The 20,384-nt window shown below is 64.7% G+C and carries 18 protein-coding genes; 11 read left to right on the forward strand and 7 right to left on the reverse strand.

The genetic code is table 11. The features are described from left to right. The first annotated feature begins 354 nt into the window (after window positions 1-354). From AC1DYO_RS28790 to AC1DYO_RS28815, 6 genes are all read left to right on the forward strand, one after another. Window positions 355-1,107 carry a DUF899 domain-containing protein gene (locus AC1DYO_RS28790; RefSeq protein ID WP_477267774.1) on the forward strand — a complete coding sequence of 251 codons (753 nt, stop codon included), beginning with the start codon at window positions 355-357 and terminating at the stop codon, window positions 1,105-1,107. 78 nt (window positions 1,108-1,185) lie between these two features. After that, window positions 1,186-1,458 (forward strand): hypothetical protein, encoded by a 273-nt coding sequence (locus AC1DYO_RS28795; protein ID WP_477267775.1) that lies wholly within the window; start codon window positions 1,186-1,188, stop codon window positions 1,456-1,458. 48 nt (window positions 1,459-1,506) lie between these two features. Then, complete coding sequence (locus AC1DYO_RS28800; RefSeq protein WP_477267776.1) at window positions 1,507-2,511, forward strand: zinc-dependent alcohol dehydrogenase family protein; 1,005 nt, start codon at window positions 1,507-1,509, stop codon at window positions 2,509-2,511. 274 nt (window positions 2,512-2,785) lie between these two features. Continuing rightward, window positions 2,786-5,335, forward strand: a complete 2,550-nt coding sequence (locus AC1DYO_RS28805) for a caspase family protein (protein ID WP_477267777.1) — start codon at window positions 2,786-2,788, stop codon at window positions 5,333-5,335. A 3-nt stretch (window positions 5,336-5,338) separates the two neighbouring features. Next, window positions 5,339-5,635 carry a hypothetical protein gene (locus tag AC1DYO_RS28810; RefSeq protein ID WP_477267778.1) on the forward strand — a complete coding sequence of 99 codons (297 nt, stop codon included), beginning with the start codon at window positions 5,339-5,341 and terminating at the stop codon, window positions 5,633-5,635. A 149-nt stretch (window positions 5,636-5,784) separates the two neighbouring features. Next, window positions 5,785-6,057, forward strand: a complete 273-nt coding sequence (locus tag AC1DYO_RS28815) for a hypothetical protein (RefSeq protein ID WP_181060395.1) — start codon at window positions 5,785-5,787, stop codon at window positions 6,055-6,057. Window positions 6,058-6,089: 32 nt separating this feature from the next. Here AC1DYO_RS28815 and AC1DYO_RS28820 read toward each other — a convergent pair whose 3' ends face one another. Then, window positions 6,090-6,416 (reverse strand): hypothetical protein, encoded by a 327-nt coding sequence (locus AC1DYO_RS28820; RefSeq protein ID WP_477267779.1) that lies wholly within the window; start codon window positions 6,414-6,416, stop codon window positions 6,090-6,092. A 134-nt stretch (window positions 6,417-6,550) separates the two neighbouring features. Here AC1DYO_RS28820 and AC1DYO_RS28825 point away from each other — a divergent pair, with 134 nt between their 5' ends. After that, window positions 6,551-8,638: an alpha/beta fold hydrolase gene (locus tag AC1DYO_RS28825; protein ID WP_477267780.1), complete on the forward strand. Its 2,088-nt coding sequence runs from the start codon at window positions 6,551-6,553 to the stop codon at window positions 8,636-8,638. 12 nt (window positions 8,639-8,650) lie between these two features. On the opposite strand, the gene AC1DYO_RS28830 is transcribed toward AC1DYO_RS28825, so the two are convergent. Further along, the gene (locus AC1DYO_RS28830; protein ID WP_477267781.1) at window positions 8,651-9,289 is read right to left on the reverse strand and encodes a TetR/AcrR family transcriptional regulator; all 639 of its coding nucleotides are present in this window, start codon (window positions 9,287-9,289) and stop codon (window positions 8,651-8,653) included. A 400-nt stretch (window positions 9,290-9,689) separates the two neighbouring features. Between AC1DYO_RS28830 and AC1DYO_RS28835 the strand changes: the two genes are divergently transcribed. The 3 genes from AC1DYO_RS28835 to AC1DYO_RS28845 are packed head-to-tail and all read left to right on the forward strand — an operon-like array spanning window position 9,690 to window position 13,434. After that, on the forward strand, window positions 9,690-10,166 hold the full coding sequence (locus tag AC1DYO_RS28835) for a (2Fe-2S)-binding protein (protein WP_477267782.1): 477 nt from the start codon (window positions 9,690-9,692) through the stop codon (window positions 10,164-10,166). Next, the gene (locus tag AC1DYO_RS28840) at window positions 10,163-11,146 is read left to right on the forward strand and encodes an FAD binding domain-containing protein (protein WP_477267783.1); all 984 of its coding nucleotides are present in this window, start codon (window positions 10,163-10,165) and stop codon (window positions 11,144-11,146) included. Before AC1DYO_RS28835 ends, AC1DYO_RS28840 begins: the two co-directional genes overlap by 4 nt. Next, the gene (locus AC1DYO_RS28845) at window positions 11,143-13,434 is read left to right on the forward strand and encodes a xanthine dehydrogenase family protein molybdopterin-binding subunit (RefSeq protein WP_477267784.1); all 2,292 of its coding nucleotides are present in this window, start codon (window positions 11,143-11,145) and stop codon (window positions 13,432-13,434) included. The genes AC1DYO_RS28840 and AC1DYO_RS28845 overlap by 4 nt, the downstream gene beginning before the upstream one ends. A 172-nt stretch (window positions 13,435-13,606) precedes the next feature. On the opposite strand, the gene AC1DYO_RS28850 is transcribed toward AC1DYO_RS28845, so the two are convergent. The 3 genes from AC1DYO_RS28850 to AC1DYO_RS28860 all read right to left on the reverse strand — a co-directional run bounded on the left by AC1DYO_RS28850 (window position 13,607) and on the right by AC1DYO_RS28860 (window position 16,858). Continuing rightward, window positions 13,607-14,320 (reverse strand): outer membrane protein, encoded by a 714-nt coding sequence (locus tag AC1DYO_RS28850; protein ID WP_477267791.1) that lies wholly within the window; start codon window positions 14,318-14,320, stop codon window positions 13,607-13,609. Window positions 14,321-14,547: 227 nt separating this feature from the next. Beyond that, window positions 14,548-15,507: an AraC family transcriptional regulator gene (locus AC1DYO_RS28855; protein WP_477267785.1), complete on the reverse strand. Its 960-nt coding sequence runs from the start codon at window positions 15,505-15,507 to the stop codon at window positions 14,548-14,550. Window positions 15,508-15,847: 340 nt separating this feature from the next. Continuing rightward, a complete protein-coding gene (locus AC1DYO_RS28860) occupies window positions 15,848-16,858 on the reverse strand; it encodes a zinc-dependent alcohol dehydrogenase family protein (protein WP_477267786.1) in 1,011 nt (336 codons plus the stop codon). A gap of 97 nt (window positions 16,859-16,955) precedes the next feature. On the opposite strand from AC1DYO_RS28860, the gene AC1DYO_RS28865 reads away from it, so the two are divergent. Next, the gene (locus AC1DYO_RS28865) at window positions 16,956-17,885 is read left to right on the forward strand and encodes a LysR family transcriptional regulator (protein ID WP_477267787.1); all 930 of its coding nucleotides are present in this window, start codon (window positions 16,956-16,958) and stop codon (window positions 17,883-17,885) included. A gap of 27 nt (window positions 17,886-17,912) precedes the next feature. Here AC1DYO_RS28865 and AC1DYO_RS28870 read toward each other — a convergent pair whose 3' ends face one another. Continuing rightward, a complete protein-coding gene (locus AC1DYO_RS28870; protein ID WP_181060383.1) occupies window positions 17,913-18,671 on the reverse strand; it encodes a slipin family protein in 759 nt (252 codons plus the stop codon). 71 nt (window positions 18,672-18,742) lie between these two features. Then, window positions 18,743-20,119 carry an NfeD family protein gene (locus AC1DYO_RS28875; RefSeq protein WP_477267788.1) on the reverse strand — a complete coding sequence of 459 codons (1,377 nt, stop codon included), beginning with the start codon at window positions 20,117-20,119 and terminating at the stop codon, window positions 18,743-18,745. Window positions 20,120-20,384 lie beyond the last annotated feature (265 nt).

The following is a 20,384-nucleotide window of genomic DNA, read 5'->3' on the forward strand; positions in this document are numbered from 1 at the left end:
CCGGTCATGGCCCTAACTTAAGTCACCGCCGCCAAGCAGCAAGCCGGGGACGGCAACCTAGCCATCTGGGCTGGCAGGAGACACTCGGGCTGCCGTTGACGCCAATATCGGCATTCACTAGCCTGAGCATCTCAGATGGTACTTTTAAGCTTCTCATAAGGGAAAACTGACAATGCCTGCTTCCGAGGACCTTGAGCACACTGCGCGACCCCACCACCCCTGCTGCGGTGGGCCGCCTGCAAATCCCGTCACATTTGTAACTCCGCCCTCGCCGCCTCGCGGCCCTACCCTACCTCACGATCAGCAGACAACGACGCGCCGCAGCGGCGTAATGACTGGCAAAGGAGACGAGCAATGACCAAGCACGTGGCAATGAAGACCCCGCCAATCGTTTCAAGGCAGGAATGGGAAGCCGAGCGCGAAAAGATGCTGGTGAAGGAGAAGGCGACGATGCGCGCCAGGGACGCGCTGTCGGCCGAGCGCCGGCGCATGCCGTGGATGGAAGTGGACAAGACCTATGTGTTCGAAGGCCCCAACGGCAAGGCAAGCCTGCTCGACCTGTTCGAGGGCCGACGCCAATTGATCGTCTACCGCGCCTTCTACGAACCCGGCGTCTATGGCTGGCCCGAACATGCCTGCCGCGGCTGTTCGCTCGGCGCCGACCAGGTCGGTCATCTCGCCCATCTCAACGCCCGCAACACCACGCTTGCCTATGCTTCGCGCGCGCCGCAGGCCGATATTGCCAGCCTGAAGCAGCGGATGGGCTGGGAGATGCCCTGGTACACAATCACCGACAGCTTCGACAAGGATTTCGGCGTCGACGAATGGCACGGCCACAACGTGTTCATCCAGGACGGCAAAAAGGTGTATCGCACCTACTTCATCAACAGCCGCGGCGACGAGCAGATGGGCACGGTCTGGAGCTATCTCGACGCCACGCCGCTCGGCCGCCAGGAAGTCTGGGAGGATTCGCCCGAAGGCTATCCGCAGACCGAACTCTACAGCTGGTGGAACTGGCACGACAATTACGACGCCGGACCCGACAAGACATGGGAAAAAGTGTCCGCTGCCGGCGAAGCCGCGTTCCGCGACAAGGACGGCAAGTAAGGGCTACCCAGCTTGGTTCCTCGCCCCCGCAGGGCGAGGAACCAAGTCCCAGGCATTGACCATCAAGGGATGAGAACCATGAGCGACATCGGCACTGGCGCTGGCAACGAGATCCCTCAAACCACAGACACAGCCCCTGTCGGCATCGCCGACTGGCTATGCCTCGCCGCGGCGCCGACTTTTGCTGTGATGGCGCTGCTCACCTGCATTCACACTGGCGACGGCGTCATGTCGTGCCTGGGCGCCGATGCCTCCCTGCTCACCGGCATGCCGGTGATGTATCTCTTGATGAGCGCCTTCCATCTGGCGCCATGGTTGCGCGTGATTTCCGGCCGGCCGGTCCGGCAATAGTCCGGCTCGCCACTGCCATTCCAACACCCGGCACGTCGGAGAGAGACAATGAGGCTGGTCAGGCTGAGAGCGCCGGGCGGGTTGGACAGGCTCGACCTGGTCGAGGAGGATCAGCCACGGCCCGGGCCGGGTGAGGTGCTGGTCAGGATCCGCGCCTGCTCGCTCAACATGCGCGACGATTTCGCCGTGCAAGGCAAGGTGCCGCTCGCCGACGGGCGCGTGCCGCTGTCGGACGGCGCCGGCGAGGTGATTGCCGTCGGCGACGGCGTCTATGCGTTCAAGTCAGGAGATAGCGTCGTCAGCACCTTCTACCCCGGTTGGCTGGGCGGCGACATGACATCAGATACAAGGCGCGACATTCCGGGAGACAGTTTCGACGGCTTTGCCAGCGAGTATGTGTGCATGCCGGCGCAGGCCTTCACCAGGGCGCCGGCGGGCTATACACATCTCGAGGCGGCAACGCTCACCTGCACCGGCGTCACCGCCTGGCGAGGCCTGGTGACGTGCGGCAAGGTGAAGCCCGGCGACACGGTGCTTATCCTCGGCACCGGCAGCGTTTCGCTGTTTGCTTTGCAATTTGCCAAGGCCGCCGGCGCCCGGGTCATCGCCACGTCGTCCGACGAAGAAAAGCTGGAGAAGCTGAGACGCCTCGGCGCCGACAGCGTCATCAACTACAAGGCGGTGCCGGACTGGGGCGGCAAGGCCAGGGATCTGACGGACGGACGCGGCGTCGATCATGTGATCGAGGTCGGCGGACCCGCCACGCTGACGCAGTCGATAGCGGCCTGCCGGACAGGCGGGCACATCGCGCTCGTCGGCGTCCTCACCGGCTTTGCGGCCGAGGTTTCGATCCCGGCGCTGTTTTCAAACCAGATCCGCATCAGCGGGATTTCCATCGGCAGCAGGGCCGACCAGGAAGACATGATCCGGGCCATAGAGGTCAACCGCCAGAAGCCCCTCATCGACAGCAGCTTTCCGCTGCAGGACATCGCCGCAGCGTTCAGGCATTACGAAGCGCAAAAGCATTTCGGCAAGGTTTGCCTCGAGGTTTGAGTTCCCTCAGGCGCGCTGAAGGTCGAACACCCGGTTGATACAACCCGGCGCATTCAGCACGTCGATGCGAACTGTGAGACTTGTCACATACCCGACCTTGAAGCGCGTGCTACTTGCACCCTGCGGTCAGTCGGCGCGGAAAAGAATCACCTGCTATGGTCTGGCGGTGACGGGCCTTTCACTTTATCCTGTTGCAGGTTGCATACCCGTCAACAGACCTTGATGCCGCAAGCGGTGTTCTCGTCGGCGTCAGGCAGCGGCCAGGGGTTTTGCCATGCTCCGACTTTGCGGATTCATCGCGGCCTTCATCCTCGTTAGCCTCACGACCTTTGAGGCTTGCGCCGATCGAAGGGTCGCCCTCGTCATCGGCAATTCCGAATACCGTGACATCCCGGCACTCAAAAATCCGGCCAAGGATGCAGAGGATGTCTCAGCCACGTTCCGGCTGGCCGGCTTCGAGGTTTTCGTCGCCGAGAATCTCACCAAGCAGCAGTTCGAAGGCCAGTTCCGGGACTATCTGGCCGCCGCCGATGGCGCCGATCTCGCCGTCGTCTACTATTCCGGGCACGGCTTTCAGATCGGCGGCGAGAATTTCCTGATACCGGTCGACGCCTCGCTGAAGAAGGCGGCCGATATCGAGGTCCAGGCCATCAAGCTCAACGATGTGCTGGAGCAGTTGCGCTCGAAGTCGAAGATCCAGGTGATCATCCTCGATGCCTGCCGCAACAACCCCTTCCCGCGCAACAATTACTGGCTGCGTGACCAGCTTGTCACCGCCGGCAACACCGGACTGGCGCAGGTGCGAAGCTCGCTCAACACGTTGATTGCCTTCGCCACCGAACCGGGCGCCGTCGCCTATGACGGCAGCGGCGACCTCAGCCCGTTTTCATCGGCATTTTCGCGGCGCGCGCTGGCGCCGAACCAGGAGATCCGCACGGTCATGTCGGCGGTGCGCCGCGATGTCGTGCAAGCCACCAACGGCATGCAGGTGCCTTGGGAAAATTCCTCGCTGATCGATGACGTGGTGCTGGTGCGCCGCAGCAACCGGCCTTCGCTGCCGCCTGTGCTGGAGAAGGTGGTGCTGTCGGGTGTCGGTCCCGTGGCGCTTGGCCTGCCGGAGCCGGTCGATGTCGATGGCGGCGCTATCAGTGTCAGCATCGAAAGGCCGCCCGCAATGGGCCGGCTGATGCTGGACGGCAAGGACGTCGCGGTGGGTGAACCGATCGCGGGCAAGGATCTGCCGCGCCTGCAGATGGAAGTCCCCAAAGGCGCCGCCACGCAGGACGAGGTGGATATGCTGGCCTATGCCACGCATGACAATTGGGGCGGCGGAAGCCAGGGCATATTGGTGTTCCGCGTCAAGAGCGGCGAAGGTGCCGCCGGCCAACAGATCATGGCTTCGCTCGAGGCCGAGCAGAAGCAGCTGGTGCTGGATCGCGGCATCCACATCACCGGTGCTGCCGAAGCGATCGAGAACCGCAAGATCGATATTCCCGTCGGCGTCGGCCCGGTCGCGCTCAATCTGGATTTCCCAACCGACGATCCTGCCGTCAGCCTGAAGGTTTCGGGCTATCCGGCAACGGGAACGCTGTCGCTGCCAGATCGGACGCTTTCGCCGCAATCCAGCCTTCTGGCCGGTGAAGTCGACCATCTTCGCTACGAGCCGCAGATCGGCGCCGGCGCGCCGGTCGAGGTCGGTTTCGAAATCCGCGCCGACAGCAGCTCGGCCAAGCCCGCGACGATGAAGCTGTCGCCTACGGTCGATGCCTGCGATACCGCCGCCGGCGAGCCTCTCGACCTGCAAGGGGTGGTGCCCGGCCTGCTGCCGAACGAGATCGGCGCCGGTGCGGTGGCAGCCTGCGAGGCCGCGGTGAAAACCTATCCCGATGTCCCCCGCTTCCGCTACGAACTCGGCCGCGCGCTGCTTGCGGCCGGCAGGGTCGGCGAGGCTAAGGCAGCCATCGAGGACGCCGCCAAGAAAGGCCATGTGCGCGCCGTCTTCGAACTCGGCTATCTCAACGCAACGGGGACCGGAACGGCCATTGACCGCACCCAGGCCAACGCTCTCTACAAGGCTGCCGCCGACAAGGGCGATCCTTACGGAATGACCTCGTGGGGCCGCGCTCTGTTCAATGGCTATGGCGTCAATCGCGATACGGCCAAGGGCCTCGACCTGCTGCTCAAGGCGGCGGCCATGGGGCACACCTATGCCATGAACGACCTTGCCGCGATCTTCACCGAGGGCCGCAATGGCGTGCCTGCCGATCCGGCCCGCGCCGTCGCCTTCCTGCAGGCGGGTGTGCAGCGCCAGGACATGTATTCGATGAACCTGCTCGGTCGCAATTACCTCGCCGGCCAGGGCATCGACAAGGATCCGAAGACGGCTCAGGCACTGTTCCAGCAGGCCACCGATCTTGGCCAGCCCTACGCTCCGGGCAGTCTCGCCCGCATGTACAGGGATGGCGTCGGCGTGCGCCAGGACGCGGCGGAAGCACAAAGACTGTTCGAACTGGCGACCGCGCGCGGCGATCCGTCCAGCGCCTATGATCGCGCGGCGCTCGAAATGGCGAAAGGCGACACGGCCGATCAGGCTGTCGCGGTGCGTTTCCTGGCATTCGCCGTCGCGCTGGATCTGCGCAAGGAGCTGCCGGACGCCAAGAAAGGCCTGGCGCAGTTCGGCTCGAAGCCGAAAACGGCAGCTCTGGACGCGCTGCGTCAAGAGCTCAAGTCGAAGATCCCCCCGTCCGGTTCGCTGGACACGCAACTGATCAATGCGGCCCGGGGAGTCTGGGAAGAAGCCAATCCGCGTCGGGACTTGTTCTGAACAATGGAGGACATGGTGGGCAAGGCATTGAAGCAGGTATTCATCGGGACAATTCTATCCGGCGTTCTGGCCGGGCTCATGGGCTGCACCTCGGTGTCGCCCATGTTTGAGCCGGCGCCGCCGGTGAAACATCGCAAGGTGGTTCGCGTGGCGCCGCAGCCAAAGGTGGTCCGATACAAGAAGGCGACCACCGGCAAAGTGGTCAAGCCGGCCGAGGAGACCCCGCAAAAGCCGCCCGTGATTCCTGCCCTTGGCGGTGGCGGAGGAGGTGGTGGTGGTGGCGGCGGCGGATGGGGATGAGGGCCGGAGCGAAGGCAAAGCCAGAGCTGGAGACCGCACATCAGAAGCGGCTAATTGACAGCCCAGGAGAAACGGCGCTCACTGGCTCGCGCAGGTAGACCGCAGCAAGCGGGCAATTGCGACCCGCGGCGTCACCTCGGGAGGATGCCATGCCGACTGTAATTGGCCATCACAACATCTCGAAAGACACCAAGCATTGGCTCAATTCACCGAAGCGCCAGGAGCTTTTCGGTTCACTCGGGATCACCAACGTCCGCACCTTCGTCGATCCGCAGAACCCGAAACGGGTCGCGATCATGATGGACGTTCCAGACATGGATAAGCTCGCGGCGATGATGCAAAGCAAGGCGGCCGCCGATGCGATGGCTCACGATGGCGTGGTGCCGGAATCGCTGGTGATCCTTGTGGAGACGAAGGGGTAGGCGGAGAACGCCCTGCGCTTCGAGCGCCGCGTTCAACGACCCCAGAGCGTCTTGCTAAATTGCGAATGAGCCTTCGACAGCGTCAAGCCGATGCCGTCGATCAGCAGAACCGCATTTTTCGCTGCACGAGCGGCGAGCACATGGGCACGGTCCACGGCGGCCGACAGGTCGAACCTGCGAACGGCAGATGCCCGCCAGGCCTGTTGCTTTTCGAGATAGCCGGCCAGTGCAATATCATGACGCTGTGGCGCGCCTTGCCCTTGCTGATCGTGAGTGGGGTCGTCATGCCAGATGGGCCATTCGGTCGAGCCAGGGCGATGCACGGTGTCCTCCTGCGAAAAGAGAGCCAGTGCCGACAATCTCCTCAAGCGTCGTGAGAAACGCGTGGGAACCTGCGTGATGGAATCGTGAAAAGCGCCTCGGCGGCGGAATAAGTGTTGAAATGGAGTAAGCTTGAGCGGATCGTCGTCACGCTGTGACTGTGGCGGATCCGATGACCGGACCTTATCTTCGCCTTTTGGGTGGTTTCGACTTTGCCGGCGTCGGGGCCGCGGTTCCGGCCATCAGCCGCAAGGCGCGTGCGATGGTCGCCTATCTCGCACTCCAGTCGGGGCATTCGCAGTCGCGCGAGAAGCTCGCGACGCTGCTGTGGGGGCTCAACGGCGAGACCCAGGCGCGAATGAGCCTGCGGCAAGCGGTGTCGGCGGTCAAAAAGGTCATGCGAGCGTCCGGTGGCGGGCGCTTCCTCACCGACGGCAACAACGTCGCGCTGCATCTCGACGACTTTGATTTCGATGTCGCGAGGTTCGAGGCGCTGGTCGCCAGCCCGGCACCCGAAGACCTCGAACTGGCGCTCATTGTCTACCGCGGCGACCTGCTCGACGGCTTCGGCCTGAAGGAGGAGCCGTTCGAGGACTGGCTGAGGATCGAACGCGAGCGGCTGCGGGCTTTGGCCGTGGCCGCTCTCGACAGGCTCGTCGCGCATTATGCCGCGACGAACGATCCCGCCGCATGCGTGCGCGCAGCGACGCGCCTGCTGGCCATGGAGCCGTTGAGGGAGGACGTCCACCGCGCCCTAATGCGCGCCTATGCGGCGCAAGGCAGGACCAATCTCGCGCTGAAGCAATATGAGCACTGCCGCACAGCGCTTCAACGCGATCTCAAGCTGCAGCCGGAGCCGGAGACGCGGCAATTGTTCGAGACGCTGAGGACGCGCCGGACGATAGCGCCGGCACGGCCAGACACGGCTGATGCGGATGACGGCTTCAGTCATCAGCCCGTACGGCCGCAGACCCACTACGTCAAATCGGCCGGGATCAACATCGCTTATCAGGTGACCGGCGACGGGCCGGTCGACCTGATCCATGTGCCGGGATGGGTCTCCAACCTCGACCATGCCTGGGCCTCGCCGCGGCTTTCGCACGTGCACCGGCGGCTCGGCACTTTCTCGCGCCTGATCCGCATGGACAAGCGCGGCACCGGGCTCTCGGACCGCAATGTCGGTCTGCCGACGCTGGAAGAGCGGATGGAAGATGTGCGGGCAGTGCTGGATGCGGTCGGCTCGAAGCGCACGGTGCTGTTGGGCACTTCCGAGGGCGGCCCGATGTGCATGCTGTTCGCGGCGACCTATCCCGAGCGCACTGCGGCACTCGTGCTCAATGGGGCCTACGCCCGCGGCAGATGGTCGAAAGACTATCCCTGGGCGAAGACAAGCGAGCAGGTGGAAGAAGATCTGGCGATCGTCGAGAGAGAATGGGGGGCGGCGGCGGATATGAGCAACGCGGCGCCCAGTCTGATGAGCGACACGTTCGAGACAGAATGGTTCGCCGCCTATCTCAGGAATTCCGCCTCGCCCGCCGACGCGATCGCGCTGTGGCGCTGGGGAACCGAAATCGATGTTCGCGACATTCTGCCTGCCATCCATGTTCCGACGCTGATCGCGCAGGCGACCGGCGACCGCTGGGTAAAGCGGGAAGAAGGACGCTACCTGGCGACACATATCGAAGGCGCCAGATACGTCGAGTTCGCCGGCCGCGACCACGTCATCTGGGGCGAGAATTCCGACCGCCTCGTCGACGAGATCCAGGCGTTCGTCACCGGCGCCTTGCCGACGGCCCCGACCGAACGTGTGCTGGTGTCGGTGCTGTCCATGGCGTTCGATCGACCAACCTCAGCCAAGGATCGGGTTGAACGGCATGAAGAGGAAATCCGCGGGCAATTGCTTGCTGCCGGAGGCAGGGAAATCACGCGATCGGGCGGCAGGCTGGTCGCCGTGTTCCAGCGGCCGACGCGATTGATCCAATGCGCGATCGCCATTCGCGATCGCTTGCGGCGATCCGGTGTCGAAGTCCGCTCGGCTGTGCATATCGGCGAATGCGAGCAGCGCGGCGATGACTTTTCCGGCATCGCGGTCGAACTGTCCTGGCGGCTGCTCGACCACGCGCGGCCAGGCGAGATCATCGTGTCGCGCACGGTACGCGATCTGGTGGTCGGCTCCGGCCTGACATTCGAGGAGCGTGGCGAAATGCAAGCCAGCGGCCTGCCCGGCGCGCTTCAGTTCTTTTCGGTCAACGGAGCGTGACGGTTCGCCTGATCATTTTGCCTTCGCCCCGAACCGCAAGCCGTCCATCAGCAGCTTGACCAGCCGGCGCGAGCGGTCGCGCCAGTCCTTGGTGTCGGGCGCCGAATAGATGCCGCCGAGCGCATGCAGCACATCGGAGGCGTCGACGTCGCTGCGGATCGAGCCTTCGGCCACTGCAGCCTCGACCAGTTGCCGCAAGGCCAGCGACACCCGGCCCGACATGTCGGAAAACACAGCGGAATTGGTATTGAACAGGATGCGCAGGCTGGCGGCCAAGCCGCGCTTGGTGGCGATGTAATCGACGAAGCGCTGCATCCACTGTTCCAGCGCCACGTCGGCGGGGTGGTGGCTGGCGAGGTCGTCGGCGGCCGCGCAGAGCGCCTCGACTTCACGCCGATAGACCACTTCGACCAGATGCTCGCGGGTCGGAAAATGCCGGTAGAGCGTGCCGATGCCGACGCCTGCCTGGCGCGCGATCTCCTCCAGCGAGGCATCGACGCCCTGCTCGGCAAACGCCGTCGCCGCCACCTCGACCAGCCGGTCGCGGTTGCGCTGCGCGTCGGCGCGCAGCGGCTTTGGCGCTGCGGCTTCGCGTGCACCTTGGGCGGTTGCTGTCTGCTGGTCGTCCAATTTTTTCTCCACTGTCGGCATATGGGGGCTTGAACCCAGAGGGGTAAGCCCCCACGTAAATAAACGGAGGCGCCTCCGCTTTAGTGGAGCAGCCTTATCATATAATCAGGGAAGCCGGTATGTCACGTGCTGAGATTGTGAAGACTGAAGCATCCCCTGTCCGCTGGAGAGTGGCGAAAGCCGAAGCGAGCGTAATCTCCCCCCTTGAGGGGGAGATGTCGCCGAAGGCGACAGAGGGGGTCGGTTCGACTGGACATGACCTCCTGCGGCAGATGGAGGCTAGCGCTCCACGCGAGGCGACCCCCTCTGGCCGCTTCGCGGCCATCTCCCCCTCTAGGGGGGAGATTACGCCTCCTCTTGCCTTGCCCCGTCCGGACGCCATTTCATTCCCCTCGCGTCAAGCAACTGGAGCCAGACGCCTATGACGAAAACTTCCATCCATCTCACTATCAACGGACACCGTCACGAGCTCGAGGTCGAGCCGCGTGTCACCCTGCTCGACGCCTTGCGTGATCGCCTCGACCTGACCGGCACAAAGAAAGGCTGCGACCAGGGCCAATGCGGCGCCTGCACGGTGCATGTCGACGGCCAGCGTGTGCTCGCCTGCCTGACACTTGCCGCACAAGTCGAAGGCCGCGAAATCACCACCATCGAAGGGTTGGCCGGCGAAGACGGCACGCTCAACGCGGTGCAGGCCGCATTCCTCGAACAGGACGCCTTCCAGTGCGGCTACTGCACCCCCGGACAGATCATGTCGGCGGTGGCCTGCATCCGCGAGGGCCATGCCGGTTCGGACGATGAGATCCGCGAATACATGGCCGGCAATCTCTGCCGCTGCGGCGCCTATCCGCACATTGTCGCCGCCGTGCGCCAGGCGGCACTGGAGGTCGCGTCATGAGGAATTTTTCGTATGTTCGTGCTGATACACTCGACGCCGCACGCCAGGCGGCCGCCCTGCCCGGCGCCATGCTGCTGGCCGGCGGCACGACGCTGGTCGATCTTGCCAAATGCGGCGTCGCCGAACCTGACACTCTGGTCGACATCACCCATCTCAAAGGGCTCGACACGATCACCGTCGATGAGCGCGGCGCCACCATCGGCGCGCTGGCGAAAATGAGCCGCATTGCCGACCATGCCGAGATCAAGAGCCGCTTCCCCGCGGTCTCCGAAGCGCTGTGGCAGGCGGCTTCGGCGCAGCTCCGCAACATGGCGACAATCGGCGGCAATCTGATGCAGCGCACGCGCTGCCCCTATTTCCGCGATCCCGCCAATTTTCCCGCCTGCAACAAGCGTTCGCCCGGCAGCGGCTGCTCGGCGATCGGCGGCGTTACCCGCGGCCACGCAGTGCTCGGCATCAGCGACTCCTGCATCGCCATGTATCCCGGTGACCTCGCCACCGCGCTGGTCGCCTTCGACGCCATCGTGCATCTCGGCGAACGCCAGGTCGCGGTCGACGATTTCTTCCTCTTGCCCGGCGCCACGCCTGACAGGGAACATGCCATCGAGCCGGGCGAGATGATCACCGCCGTGGAAATCCCGGCTTCGGCCGCTGCGCGGCGTTCGACCTATCTGAAAATCCGCGACCGGCAATCCTATGAGTTCGCCGCGGCAAGTGCCGCGGTCGGCATCGACTTCGAAGCCGATGGCCGCACCATTCGCGACCTGCGCGTCGCGCTCGGCGGCGTCGCGACAAAGCCATGGCGGGCGCATGCCGTGGAAGCGGCGCTGAAGGGCAAGGTGCTCAGCGAAGACACGGTGCGGGCCGCCAGCCTGCTCGCCGTAGAGGGCGCCGTCGACCATGGCGCCAACCACTACAAGATCGAACTGGCGCCGCGCGTCATCGCCCGCGCCATCCTCAAGACAGGAGCCATGGCATGACCATTCACGACCCCAGAACCCGGCACGGCGACGCCTCCGACGGCGCGGTCGGCGGACGGCTGTCGCGCGTCGACGGCCCGGCCAAGATCACCGGTGCTGCCAAATACGCCTTCGAGCAGCAGCTCGACGGGCTGGCGCATGCGGTGATGGTCGAGGCCACCATCGCCGCCGGCACGGTGAGCGCGATCGACACACGGGCCGCGGAGACCGCGCCGGGCGTGCTTCTGGTGCTGACGCCCGACACCATCATGGAGATCAAGGGCGCGTCGGACTGGCTGGGCAATCCGCCAACGCAGAAGACATACTCACCGCTCGCCCGCACGGTCACGTATTCCGGCCAGCATATAGCTGCCGTCGTGGCCGAGACCTTCGAGCAGGCGGTCGCCGCCGCGGCCCTGGTCGAGGTCAGCTATGACGAGACGCCGGCCATCGTCGACCTCAGCGACGCCAAGGCCGGCGATGGCATCCCCATCGACGCCATGACCAAGGAATGGGGCGACGCTCAAGGTGCGTTCGCCGCCGCTCCGGTGCGCGTCTGCGCCGCCTACAACATGCCGCGCGAATTCCAGGCGGCAATGGAGCCGCATGGGCTGATCGCGCGCTGGCAAGGCGACGAGCTCACCATCTGGGAGCCCAGCCAGTGGCTCGACGGCATGGCACGCACCTATGCCGAATGGTTCGGCATACCTTTCGAGAAGGTGCGACTGGTCTCGCCCTATATCGGCGGCGGCTTCGGCTCCAAGGCGCTGGCGCTGGCGCACAGCGCGGTGGCGGCGGCGGCGGCGAAAATGCTGGGACGGCCGGTGAAGCTGGTGCTCACCCGGCCGCAGAACTTCACCTCCTATGGTGGCCGCGCCGCCACCCGCCAAACGGTGACGATCGGCGCCGACAGCGACGGCAAGATCCTGTCGATCGTGCATCGGGGCGTCAACGAGACCTCGATCGACGGCATGTGGGTCGAGCCGCTCGCCTCGGTCACCTCGATCATGTACGCCACGCCGAACTTCTCCTCGAAGCAGAATGTCGTGCGGGTGAACACGGTGGTGCCGGGCGCCAAGCGGGCGCCGGGCGAAAACCCCAGCGCCTTCGGCATCGAAAGCGCCATTGACGAGCTCGCCTACGAGGTCGGCATCGATCCGCTGGAGATCCGGCTCAGGAACTATGCCGAACAGGATCCGGAGGCGAAGAAAGCCTGGTCGACCCGCCAGTTGCGCGAGGCTTTTGCAGCCGGCGCCGAGCGCTTCGGCTGGGCCAGGCGCACCCCCAAACCGCGCTCGATGCGCGACGGCAACCAGCTGATCGGCTGGGGCGTCGCCGCCGGCACCTATCCGGTGCGGCGCGCCTATGGCGAGGCTGTTGTGCGCATCCTCGCCGACGGTTCCGTCGAGGTCGAAAGCTCCTCGATCGACATGGGTCAGGGCACCTATACGATCCTGGCGCAGACCGCTGCCGAGACGCTCGGCGTGCCGGCCGAGCATGTCGTCGTCAAGCTTGGTGACTCGCGCTTTGCCCGCGCGGGCGTCGCCGGCGGTTCACGGCTCGCCGGCGTCATGACAGGTGCGGTCTACAAGGCGGCGGGCGCGGCGCTCGACGAATTGGTCGGGCTCGCGATCTCCGATCCGCGCTCGCCCTTCCATGCGCTGCAGGCCAACACTTTGGTCGTCGCCAATGGCCGCATCACCGCGCCGCGCGGCGATGGTCCCGATGTCTCGATTGCGGAACTGCTGGCGAGCGTTGGCCGCGACCACATCGAAGCCACCGGCGACACCATGCCGGCGAATTCGACCGCCGAGGATCGCTACAAGAACTACACCACCATCGCCACGTCGGTGCCGCACACCGAGGGCGACTATTCGCGCCACTCCTGGTGCGCGCATTTCATCGAGGTGCGGGTCGACGAGGATTTCGGCACGGTGCGCGTGTCGCGCGTGGTGTCGGCGCTGGACTCAGGCCGGCTCTACAACCCGAAACTCGCCGAAAGCCAGTGGAAGGGCGGCATCATCATGGGCATCGGCCAGGCGCTGCTCGAAGAAGGCATCGTCGACCGCCGCCATGGCCGCATCGTCAACAACAATTTCGGCGACTATCTGGTGCCGACCAATGCCGACATCCCCGACATAGACGTCATCTCGGTCGGCATTCCCGACCTGCATTCCTCGGTGCTCGGCGGCAAGGGCGTGGGCGAACTCGCAATCGTCGGCGTCGCGCCGGCGATCGCCAATGCGGTGTTCCATGCTACTGGCAAGCGGATCAGGGACCTGCCGATCACGCTGGAGAAATTGATTTAGCGACGAAGCTGCCGATCTCCCCCCTCGAGGGGGAGATGTCGCCGAAGGCGACAGAGGGGGTCGCTACGCGTGAAGCGCCAACCTCCATCTGCCGCGGTAGATCGAGCCCCGCCATACCGACCCCCTCTGGCCTGCCGGCCGTCCGTGCCTGCGCGCGCCCAGAGCCGGCAGATCAGAACTTGTAGCTAAGGCCGGCGCGGACATCGTGCGTCTGGAGATCGACGCTCGTCGCCGAGGGAAGACCGGCTGCGATCGAGAGAGCCTTGCTGCCGAAGTCGGAGTAGCGATATTCGACCCGCGCGATCCACCTGTCGGTGAAGGCGTGCTCGACGCCGGCTCCAACCGTCCAGCCGATATGGGTCTCATCGTGGAATGGTATTTCAATGGCGCCGCCGCCGCCGCCGACGCCGATCGCAGTCACTTCATACTTTGCCGCGGCCACGCCGGCAGCGATGTAGGGCAAAGTCCGATCGAAAGCGTAGCCCGCTCGCAGCCGCGCCGCACCCGACCACTTGAGTTCGCTCTTAAGCAATGTACTGAAACCACCGCCGCCAGCATCGAGGGGTATAACTCCATCTGTATTATTATACGTGAGGTCAGCCTCGGCGCCGATGACGAAGCGGTTCGCCATTTCGTAGTTAGCGCCGATATGAATACCGCCAATAAAACCGTCTGGATCGAGGGGAAGGTTGAGGTCGGTGGCACCGCCGATGCCGCCGCCTGCGATGAAGAAATCGGATCTTCCGGCCGCGTAACCGAAGTGAACGCCCGCATAGAGGCCGGACCAGTCGTAGGCGGCGACAGGCGAACCCTCATTGATGTCGGCCGCGGATGCAACGCCGGCAGGCGCGAGAATGATAGCTGTCGCGAGAAGAATTGTTTTCATTGTCAATTTGCTGCCCCAGAAATGTTGCGTCCCCCGCCGCGGAAATGCTTCGCGGAGATCCAGCCGTTGTCGACGCCCCGGTGTTGCATTGTCCGTCGGCCGCGTCTTGGGCTGAGCCGCACCCGAATTGTCGTGGAGCGCGCCGCAGCACTTTCTCGGCCGGTGTGGCCATTCAGCCGCAGTCGGTCGGCACGCCATGCGTTTGCCGGGATTCGTGGCCGGTGAGACTACCTGGCGGCGCTCGGCGTCGAGCCGAAGCGGCGGCGGAAGCAGCGATTGAAATAGGAGACATCGGAGAAGCCGCTGAGCAATGCGATCTCGCTGATCCGCATCTGGTCGTTGCGCCTGTCGGAGAGCATTCTATGGGCTCTCTGCAAGCGCGATTCGAGAATGCGCTCGGCAAAACTCATCCCGGTTTCCTGCAGGAGATCATGGACATAGCGCACGGAGAGCCGCAGTTGCTGGGCAACGCTCTGGGCCGAAATGGCGGGATCGGCGAAATTGTCCCGCATTTTTTGCAGGATGGCCTGGAGCCTTGCAGCGCGTAGGCCGCGCAACCCTGCAACCTCGGCGCTTTCGCCTTTCGCGCCGGTCGCAAGGCCGACCAGATCGACGACCGTTTCGGTGGCATGGGTGACAAGATCGGGCGAGACCAAGGCGGGGCCTGCTTCCAGAAAGCGGCAATAGCGCTTGAGCATATCGAGCGCCTCATTGTCGGCTCCGATGGTCAACGCCAGCCGGTCGTCGACATGGGCGAAGGCTTTCTCCAGTACGTCGCGGGGGACCACCACATTCGCCCAGATGTTCTTATCGCCGCCGGTCATTTGCAGCGCTTCCGAAGCCGAGACCAGCGCTGCTTCGCCCTTGCCGACATGATAGTCGCGACCGACCTGGGTGCCACTCAGTATCGTATCGCCATTGTTGACCAGCAGCAGATAGCCGTCACGGCCGTCGGCGGCGATGTTGCTCGCCCTGCGGCTGGCATGCTTGATCGTCCCGGCCATCTGGCCGAGCACCAGCGGCCCGACGGGCGTGGCTTCGATTGCCGCTTCGAACGGCACGTTGCCGGAAATGGCATATTCCACCGACCATATCTCCGCGACATGGATGTCCTGCCAGAGCGCGAACCGTGCCTGGTGGCCGAGCTGCGGCGGCAGGTCGGCCGATGAGAAGACGTTCTTTTTCAAGGGCAAAGGGGCCTTTTCTGCGCGCGCGTCTTCACTTGGAAGTTCTATGTATTGGACCAATTCACCCCTTGTCCAGAGCGAGCAATATTTATGCCGCGTGCGGCAATTTCACTGCTGTTCTAGACAATAATTCGCCCGAACTTTATCGGTATGCCCAGCAGAATTTCCGAAATACTCGAAAATACCGGTGGGAATCAGCGCGGTGGACCGCGCCTGGGATGGGTAGGACTGCCAATTTCCCTCACAAAAACGCCACCCCTCGGCTCCTCCTTGGCGCGCCGCGGCCGCTCCGCCTCGGCCTGCTGGCAGGGGGCGGCCAGGCGCAAACCTCACCCTTCCCTCACCACTCCAAGCCAAACACCAGCTTGCCGAAGTGCAGGCCGCCGGCGGCCATGTGGGTGTAGGCTTCGGACGCTTCGTGCTGTGAAAACACCTTGTCGACGACCGGTTCGATCCCGGCGGCGCCGATGGCGCGGGTGGCGTCCTTGAGGTCCGACACCGATCCGGTGTTGTTGCCGATCACCTTCAGCGCCTTGATGATGATCGGCAGCAGGTTGACGGTCGCCTCGGCGCCGGTGACGAAGCCGATGGTGAACAGCGTGCCGCCAGGCGCCGTGGCGTTGACGGCGCGGGCGAAGGTGGCGGTGCCGCCGGTCTCGACGACGAGGTCGGCGCCGAGGCCGTCGGTCAGTTCCAGCACCTTGCCGTCCCAATCCGGGGTCGCGCGGTAGTTGATCAGGTGATCGGCGCCGAGCGCCTTGGCGCGCTCCAGCTTCTCGTCCGACGAGGAGGTGATGATGACGGTGGCGCCGGCCGCCTTGGCAAGCTGCAGGGTGACGATCGAGACACCGCCGGTGCCGAGCAGCACGACCACCGAGCCCGGCCCGATATCGGCGGCGCGGATGGCGTTCCATGCGGTGGTGCCGGCGATCGGCAGCGTGGAGGCTGCCTCGAAGGAGAGATACGCCGGGATCGGCACGATCGAATTGGCCGGCAACGCGAAATATTCGGCGAGCGATCCGGGCAGCGAGACGCCGCGCATCTCTCTCATCTCGTAAGGACGCGGCCGGCCGCCGATCCAGCGCGGCTTGGCATGGGCGACGACGCGATCGCCGACGGCGTATTTGGTGACGCCCTCGCCGAGCGCGACGATCTCGCCGGCGCCGTCGGCGATGGGAATGAGCGGGAAGCTCGGGCCGGGATAATTGCCGCTCGCCACCGCGACATCGACGAAGTTCAGGCTCGCCGCGCGCTGGCGGATCAGCACCTCGCCGCGCTGCGGCTCGGGGGTGGCGACAGAGGCGGCGCAGAAGGCGTCCAGCCTGGGCTGGCTGAGTTCGATGGCTTTCATGGTTTCACTCCGGTGAGACGATTGATGGGTTGAGTGAAGCTAACTGCTGCGCTATTCCTCGATAATCCTTGGTTTTTACATTTGAGTATTGCGTATTATGCCGCAATCCTATGAGCCGGCCGCGCTTGCCGAAATGGCGGCCTTCGCGGCCATCGCCGAGGCGCGCTCCTTTACCAGGGCGGCGGCATGGGTTGGGCGCGACGCCACCATCCTGTCGCGCCGCCTGCAATCGCTGGAGGAGCGGCTCGGTGTCAGGCTGCTTCACCGCACGACGCGCAGCGTGTCGCTGACCGAGGCGGGCGCGGAGTTCCTGGTGCGCGTGCGCGCCATCCTCGCCTCGGTCGACGAGGCGGAGGCGGCCGCTTCCGCGCATGCCGGCGGCGGGCCGCGCGGCCTGCTCAGGCTGGCGCTGCCCGGTACGTTCGGGCGCATGTGGATCGGGCCGCTGTTGCCGCAATTCCTCGCCGAATTTCCCGATGTGCGCATCGAGGCCGAGTTCTCCAACCGCTTCGCCGATCTCGTCACCGAGAATCTCGACGTCGCCGTGCGGCTCGGCGCGCTGGAGGATTCGCGCCTGGTGGCGCGCAAGGTAGCGACGCGGCGCCGGCTGCTCTGCGCCGCGCCCGCCTATCTCGCCCGCCATGGCAGGCCGGAAACCCCCCAAGCATTGCTCGAACATTCCTGCCTGGGCTTCAGCGGGTTCCAGAGCTTTCCGGCCTGGGAGATGACTGACCGCGAGGGCCGCCGTGTGCGCGTCGAGGTGTCGGGGCCGCTCGTCACCGACAATGCCGAGGTGCTGGTCGAGGCCGCCGTGCAAGGCGTCGGCCTGATGATGAGCACCGACTGGCTGGTCGGGCGAGAGCTCGCCGACGGGCGGCTGGTGCCGATCCTTGAGGACTGGACGCTGGCCGACGAAGGCGCGGTGTATGTCGTCATGCCGTCAACCAAGGGCCAAGCCACCAAGACCCGCGCGTTCGCCGACTGGATCGGCAAGCGCTTTTCGCCGGAGCCGCCGTGGAGGGCGTGAAGTTGCCGCAACGCTCCCCCTTCTCCCCTACTTCCCCTGCCCCTTCATGAACTGGCTCAGCAGGTCCACCGGCAGCGGGAACACCACCGTGGACGAGCGCTCGCCGGCGATATCGTGCAGGGCCTCGAAATAGCGGAGTTGCATGGCCTGCGGCTCCGCCGCCAGCATCCGGCCCGCCTCGACCAGTTTCGCTGCCGCCTGTTGCTCGCCATCGGCGTTAATCACCTTCGCGCGCCGCAGCCGTTCGGCCTCGGCCTGCTTGGCGATGGCGCGGATCATGCTCTCGTTGAGATCGACATGCTTGATCTCGACATTGGAGACCTTGATGCCCCAGGCATCGGTCCGCTGATCGAGGATCTCCTGGATATCGCTGTTGAGCTTGTCACGTTCGGCCAGCATTTCATCAAGTTCGTGCTTGCCGAGTACCGAGCGCAGTGTGGTCTGCGCCAGCTGGTTGGTCGCGGCCATGAAGTCCTCGACCTGGATGATCGCCCGCTCGGCGTCGACGATGCGAAAATAGAGCACCGCGTTCACCTTGACCGAGACGTTGTCGCGCGAGATCACGTCCTGCGGCGGCACGTCCTGGACCACCACCCGTAGATCGACCTTCACCATCTGCTGCACGAAGGGGACCAGGATGATGAGGCCGGGCCCCTTGACCCCGGTGAAGCGGCCGAGCGTGAAGACCACGCCGCGCTGGTATTCCCTCAGGATGCGAATGGCCGCGGACAGGAACATGACCACGACAAGCGCCAGAACGAGATAGGCCACATAACCGATGCTCATTGCCTTGCTCCATCATCAGAGCATGTCGCCCCAAAATGCGCAGCGGTTTGGGACATGCTCAAAACAAAGACTCACCTCCGGCGCCGTACCGTCAGCACGAGGTCCTTGACCTCGGCCACCTCGACGCTGTCGCCCGGCGCAAGGGGTTCGTCGGCTTTCGCCCGCCAGCGCTCGCCCTGGGCCAGCACATGACCCTCGCCTTGCGACCAGTCGAGGATTTCGGCCGGCAGTCCGTGCATGGCCTGCGCGCCGACGCGCGGAAGGCTCCTGCGCGCCGCCCACAGATAGCTGCCGGTCAGCAGCGCCAGGCCAAGCGTCAAGGCAGCGGCGGCGCCGATGACGGCCCACGACATCGCGAAGCCGGGGCCCTCGACCTTGAGCAGCATGGCTGCCCCCAGCAGAAAGGCGCTCACGCCTCCCAGCCCGAGCACCACGGTGGGGTTGAAGGCCTCGACGATGAGGAAGGCGATGCCGAGCAGCATCAAGGCAAGGCCGGTATAGTTGATCGGCAACAGATTGAGGGCATAGAGCCCGAGCACGAGGCAGATCGTGCCGATCACGCCCGGCGCGACCGCGCCCGGGCTGGTGAACTCGAAGACGATGCCGTAGACGCCGACCAGCATCAGGATGACGGCGATGTTGGGATCGGTGATGACGGCGAGAAGCCGGATGAACCAGCCCGGATCGAGCGTCTCGACCGGCAGCCCTTTCGTCGCCAGTACCTGCTTCTTGCCCGACACCTCGACCGTCCGCCCGTCGGCCAGCTGCAGCAGTTCGGTCGTGTCGCGGGCGACGAAGTCGATGACATGTTCCTGCAGCGCCGCGTTGGCCGAGAGGCTCGCCGCCTCTCGCACAGCCTTTTCGCCCCAGTCGGCATTGCGTCCGCGCAGTTCGGCCAGCGAACGGATCAAGGCAACCGCGTCATTCGTCACCTTGGCCATCATCGCATCGCCAGCCGGTGGTGGTCCGGTGGCATTCTTCTGGTCCTTGTCTGTGCCCTTGTCGCCGCCGGGACCGGGAAGAGATGGCAGCGGCCCGCCAAGCTCGATTGGTGTTGCCGCGCCCAGGTTGGTGCCGGGCGCCATCGCCGCCACATGGGTCGCGTAAAGGATGTAGGTGCCGGCGCTGGCCGCATGGCCGCCGGCCGGCGCGACATAGCCGATGACGGGAACCGGCGAGGCGAGGATGTCGGCGATCATCTCGCGCATCGAGGTGACCAGCCCGCCGGGCGTATCTATCTGCAGGATGACGACCTCGGCGTTTCGCCCTGCGGCGACCGCCAGCGCTTCCTTGAGCTGCCTGGCACTCGCCGGACCAATGGCGCCGTCTATCTCGACGCTCAACGCAACCCTCTCCCGGCCGCTCGCCTCTCCGGTTGCGGTAGAGGGACAAACAACCACAGCGGCCACGAAAGCCGCGGCAAGAAGGGCTACATGCGCGCGTTTCACGCTCAAAGCTCCATGGATTCAATATGGGTTGTATTTTGGCGAAGTCCATGAGGAGGCATTGGCGAGACGGTTGAGCGCGTAATCTCCCCCTTGTGGGCAGGGCTATCGCATATGAGTAAAGAGCTCATAGAAGAAATCTTTGCTCCAGTTTGCCCGTCGCATTTTGCTGGCGATAGGTTTGTCGAGTGGATGAGCCGTCAAGATGTTTTGCGCGAGCCTGCGGATGACGGCCAGGTTTTGTGGCGCATTGTCCTTACGGGTACGG

The organism is Mesorhizobium sp. P2_F5, assembly GCF_056403715.1.

Bases quoted from the DNA above. Each gene is read 5' to 3' on its own strand.
- AC1DYO_RS28790 (WP_477267774.1), top strand. From the start codon at position 355: ATGACCAAGCACGTGGCAATGAAGACCCCGCCAATCGTTTCAAGGCAG.
- AC1DYO_RS28795 (WP_477267775.1), top strand. From the start codon at position 1,186: ATGAGCGACATCGGCACTGGCGCTGGCAACGAGATCCCTCAAACCACA.
- AC1DYO_RS28800 (WP_477267776.1), top strand. From the start codon at position 1,507: ATGAGGCTGGTCAGGCTGAGAGCGCCGGGCGGGTTGGACAGGCTCGAC.
- AC1DYO_RS28805 (WP_477267777.1), top strand. From the start codon at position 2,786: ATGCTCCGACTTTGCGGATTCATCGCGGCCTTCATCCTCGTTAGCCTC.
- AC1DYO_RS28810 (WP_477267778.1), top strand. From the start codon at position 5,339: ATGGAGGACATGGTGGGCAAGGCATTGAAGCAGGTATTCATCGGGACA.
- AC1DYO_RS28815 (WP_181060395.1), top strand. From the start codon at position 5,785: ATGCCGACTGTAATTGGCCATCACAACATCTCGAAAGACACCAAGCAT.
- AC1DYO_RS28825 (WP_477267780.1), top strand. From the start codon at position 6,551: ATGACCGGACCTTATCTTCGCCTTTTGGGTGGTTTCGACTTTGCCGGC.
- AC1DYO_RS28830 (WP_477267781.1), bottom strand. From the start codon at position 9,289: ATGCCGACAGTGGAGAAAAAATTGGACGACCAGCAGACAGCAACCGCC.
- AC1DYO_RS28835 (WP_477267782.1), top strand. From the start codon at position 9,690: ATGACGAAAACTTCCATCCATCTCACTATCAACGGACACCGTCACGAG.
- AC1DYO_RS28840 (WP_477267783.1), top strand. From the start codon at position 10,163: ATGAGGAATTTTTCGTATGTTCGTGCTGATACACTCGACGCCGCACGC.
- AC1DYO_RS28845 (WP_477267784.1), top strand. From the start codon at position 11,143: ATGACCATTCACGACCCCAGAACCCGGCACGGCGACGCCTCCGACGGC.
- AC1DYO_RS28850 (WP_477267791.1), bottom strand. From the start codon at position 14,320: ATGAAAACAATTCTTCTCGCGACAGCTATCATTCTCGCGCCTGCCGGC.
- AC1DYO_RS28860 (WP_477267786.1), bottom strand. From the start codon at position 16,858: ATGAAAGCCATCGAACTCAGCCAGCCCAGGCTGGACGCCTTCTGCGCC.
- AC1DYO_RS28865 (WP_477267787.1), top strand. From the start codon at position 16,956: ATGCCGCAATCCTATGAGCCGGCCGCGCTTGCCGAAATGGCGGCCTTC.
- AC1DYO_RS28870 (WP_181060383.1), bottom strand. From the start codon at position 18,671: ATGAGCATCGGTTATGTGGCCTATCTCGTTCTGGCGCTTGTCGTGGTC.